The sequence below is a fragment of the Muricoccus nepalensis genome, from assembly GCF_006438825.1.
GTDB classification, from domain to species: domain Bacteria; phylum Pseudomonadota; class Alphaproteobacteria; order Acetobacterales; family Acetobacteraceae; genus Roseomonas; species Roseomonas nepalensis.
In genome coordinates this window covers 71,847-77,889 of sequence record NZ_RCZP01000028.1, presented here as the reverse complement: position 1 = coordinate 77,889, position 6,043 = coordinate 71,847, and the positions used below count along the sequence as shown (strand labels likewise).

Here is a 6,043-nt window from a genome sequence, read left to right as displayed (position 1 = left end):
TGTGCCGGCGGAAGGCGACGACGACGGCCTCCTCCTCGACCGAGAGAACCGTGGACTTCGGCTCCTTCGGCCCAGTCGGCAGGTCGGTAACAGACCCACGCGCCTTCCACTTGGCGACCGTTTTCGGGTTCACTCCATAGCGCTTGGCCAGCCCTCTCAGGCTCTCTTGACTATGCTGTATCGCTCGACGGATTGCCTCCGTCGTTGTGGCGCTGCCATGGAGAACCTGGCCCATAGTGCGTCCTTCCGCTCAGGGGAGAAGACTGCACCATCAAACCCTGGGATCAAACACCTAGCCAAGGCCAACCTACAGGTTGGTGGGTTTGAGGGATTGGAGGGTTTCAAAAGAACCCCCTTCGGAAAGTGTCAGGAAGTCTCTTCCTAACTTGGGTCGCTTTGTCTCCTCGACAGTTACGTAGAAGCGGCTGGGAGAAACCCACCAAACCCCACAAACCCACCATGCCGATGCTGGTCAGAGCGCGCGATGCTCGCCGGCACGCCCGTGAGCGTTGGATCAGTGTCAGCTGCGCAAACAAAGGAATGAGCGGTAAGCGTCGCGGCGGCGACAGGGGCGGAATTGTATTGACGGTGGGCGCTGGCTGAGTTCCGGCGCGCTACGCCGCGATGGCGGGTGCCGTGGCGGGGCTGCTGTGCTTCCAGTTCCACGGCAGCAAGGTGTCCAACTCGGCGGTCTTGGTCCGCCCGGAGACGACGCGCTCCAGCACATCCGTGAGCCAGGCCTGAGGGTCGACGCCGTTCAGCTTGGCGGTCTGGATGAGGGTCATCGCGATAGCCCAGTGCCGCGCCCCGCCATCGCTGCCCGCGAACAGCGCATTCTTGCGATNGTAAGCGTCGCGGCGGCGACAGGGGCGGAATTGTATTGACGGTGGGCGCTGGCTGAGTTCCGGCGCGCTACGCCGCGATGGCGGGTGCCGTGGCGGGGCTGCTGTGCTTCCAGTTCCACGGCAGCAAGGTGTCCAACTCGGCGGTCTTGGTCCGCCCGGAGACGACGCGCTCCAGCACATCCGTGAGCCAGGCCTGAGGGTCGACGCCGTTCAGCTTGGCGGTCTGGATGAGGGTCATCGCGATAGCCCAGTGCCGCGCCCCGCCATCGCTGCCCGCGAACAGCGCATTCTTGCGATTGAGGGCGATCGGGCGGATGGCGCGCTCGACCACGTTCGTGTCCATCTCGACCCGGCCATCGTCGAGGAACACGGTTAGGCCGGGCCAGTGCCGCAGGGCGTAGCGGATAGCTTTGGCCAGGTCCGAGGCGGCGGAGACGCGGCCCTGGTTGGTCTGCAGCCAGGCATGCAGGCCCTCGACGAGGGGTCGGCTTCGCGCCTGCCTCGCCTGTCGCCGGTGTTCGGCCGGGTGGCCGCGGATCTGGCCCTCGATGGCGTAGAGCGCCTGGACCTGTGCCAGCACCTCGGCGGCGAGCGGGGACCCGGTGGAGGCGTGGAACTCGTAGAAATACCGACGCATGTGGGCCCAGCAAAAGGCGAGGGTGACCGAGCCGTCGGCGCGCTCCCCCGCCAGCCGCTTGAACCCGGCATAACCATCCACCTGCAGCACGCCCCGGAACGTTGCCAGGTGCCCGGCAGGGCGGAGGCCCTTGCGGTCCTCGGTATAAGCATAGGCCGCCACCGGGTGGCCTGGGCCGCACCACGGCCGGTCATCGACCGCGTAGCACCAGAGCCGTCCGGTCTTGGTCCGGCCACGGCCGGGGTCGAGAACCGGCAGCGTCGTGTCGTCGGCGAACAGCTTGGGCGCGGACAGCGCCGTGCCGAGGATCAGGTCGTAGAGTGGGGTCAGCCACCAGCAGGCCCGACCGACCCAGTTGCTGAGCGTCGAGCGGTCCAGGGTGACACCCTGCCGCGCCAGCATCTGCGCCTGGCGGTACAACGGCAGGCTGTCGCAGAACTTGCTGACCACCACATGCGCCACCAGCGCCTCGGTCGCCATGCCGCCATCGATCGGCCGCTCCGGTGCGGGCGCCACCACCACGGCACCTTCGCAGGTCCGGCAGGCGTAGCGCGGGCGGCGGGTGACCCGGACCCGCAGCTGGGCGGGCACGATGTCGAGCTGCTCGGAGCGGAGCTCGCCGATGGCATGCAGCGCGCCACCACAGCAGGGGCAGTCGCGGCAGGCGACGTCGATCAGCACCTCGTAGCGCGGCAGATGCTCGGGCAGGGCGCCGTGGTTGCGCTGGGGCGGTGCCGGGCGGCGGCGTCCCTCCCGGGCCTCGGCCGCATCCTGCCCGGCCTGGTTCTCGGCGATGCTCTGCTCGAGATCCTCAAGCCCCAGCTGCATCTGGTCGGGGCTGAGCTGTTCCGACCGGCAGCCGAACTGGTGCCGCAGCAAGCGTTGGATCAGCAGCCGGAGCTTGTCGTTCTCGGCATGCAGTGCGCCGTGCTGATGCGCCGCGGCAGCAACCACTTCCCGGAGCATCCTCTGCAGGATGGCGGGATCGTCGGGCAGCGTGTCGAGGTCGATCTGCACACCCTTATGATGGTCGATGTCGCCGCGTCGGAGCTACCGTTTCCAGCCGAATCGCGGCCCTGTTATCCGGCCAGCTCCGGCCTGCGGCGCGGCACCGGGGCTCGCCACTCGCAGCCGTCGAGCAGCGCTGCCAACTGCGCCGTGGACAAGGCGATGCATCCCGTCGTGGTGGTCGTCGGCCAGACGAACTGGCCCTGCTCCAGCCGCTTCGTCAGCAGGCACAGGCCGATCCCATCGTGCCAGAGAAGCTTGATCAGCCCGGCCCGGCGGCCGCGAAAGGCGTAGACCGCCCCACCGAACGGGTCCTCCGCCAGGCCCTGCTGCACCAGCATCGCCAGGCCCGTCATCCCCTTGCGCATGTCGGTCACGCCGCAGGCCAGGAAGATCCGCAATCCGGCAGGGGGCGCGATCATCGGCGACCCAGTGCAGACAACACGCGGCGCAGCACCGCCTCGTCCACCGCCGCGCCCACCCGCACCGTTGTGCCGTCCGGCAGCACGATCTCGAGCGCGGCGGGCGCGCCAGCGGGCAGGACAGCCGAGGATACCGCCTGCGGCATCGGCGGCTCCGCGACCGTACCCTCACCGTCAGGCAACGTGGCGACCGGCACGAAGCTCGGCGCAACAGCCCGCAGCGCCTTGAGCTGACCCTCCACCATCTGCCGACGCCAGGTGTAGAGCAGGCCAGTCCCAATGCCGTGGCGCCGCGCTACCGCTATCGGCGAGCCTCCCGGCTCCAGGCTCTCCATGACGATGTCGCGCTTCTGCGCTCCCGTCCAACTCCGCCGCCGCTCGCCGCGGGTAATCACCTCGACCGGCTTCTCACGCACACTCATACGAGTAATCGTATGAGCGTCCTCAGCCTCTGTGATCCGCGGCGGTAGCGTCCTGCCCATCCCGCACTTGCATCACAGCACCACTCCGCGCCGCAATGTGCCGCCGCCGCGACGCTTACAATCTGCCGACGCCAGGTGTAGAGCAGGCCAGTCCCAATGCCGTGGCGCCGCGCTACCGCTATCGGCGAGCCTCCCGGCTCCAGGCTCTCCATGACGATGTCGCGCTTCTGCGCTCCCGTCCAACTCCGCCGCCGCTCGCCGCGGGTAATCACCTCGACCGGCTTCTCACGCACACTCATACGAGTAATCGTATGAGCGTCCTCAGCCTCTGTGATCCGCGGCGGTAGCGTCCTGCCCATCCCGCACTTGCATCACAGCACCACTCCGCGCCGCAATGTGCCGCCGCCGCGACGCTTACCGTTCCTTCACGGTTGCTGCCGAAGAAGCGTGCGAAGGTCAGAGAGAAGCATGCGCGGCGGGCTGCTCCCTCCCAAAACTCCCCTTACAACCCGGCCACTACCCGGCTGCTCAATTGTCCTGAAGACGGGAGCGACACTTGCGCCGGGAGAGGGCTTTCTAAGCCACGCGTAAAGGCATGCTGGCGGCTTGGCTCCGGCAGGTTCTGACCAAACCAGACAGCCGCGCCCAGAGCAGCGAGCGCACAGCAGATATTAAACATGGACCTCGGTTCCTGGTGGAGGCTGAGCATTTCGCTCAACTGTTTAATGATCCGTGAGGATGTGCACTGGGTAACGTAGACGAGACCTCCGGCAACGGCTTTATCCATTCAGCGCGAGGTGCGGCGCGGCGTCTCGGCGCTGCCGGAGGCGGAGCGCGTCCCACCGTGGGAATAGCGCGTGAGGCTCGGAAGGCACGGGCCGGCGAATAGGGCGCGCTAAACCCCTCGCCGGCCGCCCTCTACATCAGGCCGCGCGCTTCCGGCGCACCACGCCAAGGCCCGCCAAGCCGATGCCGAACAACGCTAGCGACATCGGCTCAGGCACCGCCGTTACTGGAGCAACGAACGGCGTGTTGCTCCAGAAGCCGGCGATGGAACAGGGGGTCGTGCCGGGGAACGGATTGCACTCGGGCCGGTCGGAATAGAGGGTGCCCGATGCCGCTGTTCCCGTGCCGTCGATGAACGCCGTGTAATCGATGCCGAAGAAGGTAATTCGCGTCGACGAAATGGCGCCTGCCGCGTCAAAGAGGAGGCCGATGCTCAGAGTGCCGGGCGAGAAGCCGGTCACGAAAGTAGCGTTCATGAGCGTCAGCGCGTTGAAGCCGCTGACGTCGCCACTACCCGAGTAGGAGGAGCCCATGCCGAGGGGCGTCGAGTAGGTGAAGGCGCCAGTGGCCACCTGGGCCTCCTTCAGGTCCAGCGTCGCCGAGAAGGGCAGCGTGCCACGCTCGGGGAAGGGGGAGGTCGTGGAGATCGTGTTGAACGTGTAAACCACGGCGGCCTTGGCATCGGCTATGACGCCCAGGGCGAGAACAGCGGCGACGGCCGCGGCGGCGATACGCATGGATGTTTCTCCCGCAGCGGCACGATCGCCGCCGCTGCGCCCCTAAGCGCAATCCGCAGGCCAGAACGCTGAGCGCTTGGTAACCAACGGGTTATTCGGCGTTTTGCAATCATAACGTGTGGAACGTAAGAAAAAGCGACACTGGTTACGAGTGCCGAGATCATAACTGGTGCTCAGGCTTGGCTTGATTGTCGCGCCCTTTCCTGCGCCGAAGCCTTCCGTCACCCGGTCGGGGCGGTCCACCAGGGACACCGCTGCCGGCTCTCCGCAGCGCCGGCAGCGAAGACGCGGGGCAGCCTGCGCGAGGTCGAGCGCCGGGCCTTTGCCCACTCAGGAGACTGGCCGGGACGTTCACCCGGCAGCACAGCCGCACCCCACCATGAGCCACTAACCGACGTAGTCACGTGCCGGGAACCCGAACGGACGCTCAGGCAGCTGGATCGCCCCCACCGCGCACGCAATAGCGTTCCGTCCATTCTTCAACCGACATGCACTCCTGGCAGCCGATCAGCACCGCTCCTTGATAGCCGGTGCGCGCGCGGTGCTCGCGGATGGCCTCAGCCGTCACGCGCTCGAGATGTTCGGTTCCGTGGTCGTAGGCGTCGGCCGGCAGAAGCACGACGAAGGCGGCCGGCCCAGCCCGCTGCGCCTCGATTTTTGCGATGCGGCTGCCCATGCGTGCAGTCATGGCGTGTCTCCCCTGGCCTCGAGCACGGTGAGGCGGCGCTCCAACTCCTCGGTCTCGATAGCCCGGCGATGCGTCTCCACGATGGACGCTACCGCCGCGCCTTCTTCCGGCGTCACGTCGCCGCTCGCCACCGCCTCCACGATGGCGGCCGTTGCCTTCACCAGATCAGCGGGCGTCTGAAGCGCTGGGAGCTCCATCGGGCTGGGTCGACCCTTCCGCTCGGGCCAGAGACGGCGCAGCAGGATCTCGGCCGCGCGCAGGTCGCCGCCCTTGGCGTCCTCCACCACCCGCCTCAGCACGTCCGCCGCGGCGGCGTCGCCGATGGCGTCGAGAACCTGAAGAGCCACATGGCGGGTGCCCTTGGGCTTACCGGCGGGGTTCCCCGACTGGCCCGGCTGAAAGGGCCTGCCACGCTGTTTGCGATCTGCATTTTCAGGCATCGCCGGGCCTCTGTGCGGTGGCGCCTGTTCGTCGCTGGTCATGGTCTCTCCTTCTCGG

7 protein-coding genes and 2 pseudogenes are annotated in these 6,043 nt (G+C 67.3%); all 9 read right to left on the bottom strand.

Annotated features, from left to right (window positions below):
* Nucleotides 1-235: pseudogene (locus tag EAH89_RS21545) on the bottom strand (IS481 family transposase); the annotation flags it as partial.
* A gap of 379 nt (nt 236-614) precedes the next feature.
* A pseudogene (locus EAH89_RS31465) lies at nt 615-860 on the bottom strand (transposase domain-containing protein); the annotation flags it as partial.
* Nucleotides 861-912: 52 nt separating this feature from the next.
* Nucleotides 913-2,448: an IS66 family transposase gene (gene tnpC, locus EAH89_RS21535; protein ID WP_408906312.1), complete on the bottom strand. Its 1,536-nt coding sequence runs from the start codon at nt 2,446-2,448 to the stop codon at nt 913-915.
* A gap of 113 nt (nt 2,449-2,561) precedes the next feature.
* A complete protein-coding gene (tnpB, locus tag EAH89_RS21530) occupies nt 2,562-2,912 on the bottom strand; it encodes an IS66 family insertion sequence element accessory protein TnpB (protein WP_140885769.1) in 351 nt (116 codons plus the stop codon).
* Nucleotides 2,909-3,334: an IS66-like element accessory protein TnpA gene (tnpA, locus tag EAH89_RS21525; protein WP_161993703.1), complete on the bottom strand. Its 426-nt coding sequence runs from the start codon at nt 3,332-3,334 to the stop codon at nt 2,909-2,911. The genes tnpB and tnpA overlap by 4 nt, the downstream gene beginning before the upstream one ends.
* Nucleotides 3,331-3,633: a transposase gene (locus EAH89_RS33525; RefSeq protein WP_161993702.1), complete on the bottom strand. Its 303-nt coding sequence runs from the start codon at nt 3,631-3,633 to the stop codon at nt 3,331-3,333. The genes tnpA and EAH89_RS33525 overlap by 4 nt, the downstream gene beginning before the upstream one ends.
* Before the next feature lie 624 nt (nt 3,634-4,257).
* Nucleotides 4,258-4,857, bottom strand: coding sequence for a PEP-CTERM sorting domain-containing protein (locus EAH89_RS32235; protein WP_206667632.1), 600 nt, complete (start codon nt 4,855-4,857; stop codon nt 4,258-4,260).
* Between the two features lie 427 nt (nt 4,858-5,284).
* A complete protein-coding gene (locus EAH89_RS21510) occupies nt 5,285-5,545 on the bottom strand; it encodes a hypothetical protein (RefSeq protein ID WP_140885766.1) in 261 nt (86 codons plus the stop codon).
* Nucleotides 5,542-6,027 carry a DUF5681 domain-containing protein gene (locus EAH89_RS21505; protein WP_241667139.1) on the bottom strand — a complete coding sequence of 162 codons (486 nt, stop codon included), beginning with the start codon at nt 6,025-6,027 and terminating at the stop codon, nt 5,542-5,544. Before EAH89_RS21505 ends, EAH89_RS21510 begins: the two co-directional genes overlap by 4 nt.
* Nucleotides 6,028-6,043: the final 16 nt, after the last annotated feature.

Coding starts and splice junctions, on each gene's coding strand:
- tnpC (WP_408906312.1), bottom strand. CDS start 2,448: ATGCTCCGGGAAGTGGTTGCTGCCGCGGCGCATCAGCACGGCGCACTG.
- tnpB (WP_140885769.1), bottom strand. CDS start 2,912: ATGATCGCGCCCCCTGCCGGATTGCGGATCTTCCTGGCCTGCGGCGTG.
- tnpA (WP_161993703.1), bottom strand. CDS start 3,334: ATGAGTGTGCGTGAGAAGCCGGTCGAGGTGATTACCCGCGGCGAGCGG.
- EAH89_RS33525 (WP_161993702.1), bottom strand. CDS start 3,633: ATGAGTGTGCGTGAGAAGCCGGTCGAGGTGATTACCCGCGGCGAGCGG.
- EAH89_RS32235 (WP_206667632.1), bottom strand. CDS start 4,857: ATGCGTATCGCCGCCGCGGCCGTCGCCGCTGTTCTCGCCCTGGGCGTC.
- EAH89_RS21510 (WP_140885766.1), bottom strand. CDS start 5,545: ATGACTGCACGCATGGGCAGCCGCATCGCAAAAATCGAGGCGCAGCGG.
- EAH89_RS21505 (WP_241667139.1), bottom strand. CDS start 6,027: ATGACCAGCGACGAACAGGCGCCACCGCACAGAGGCCCGGCGATGCCT.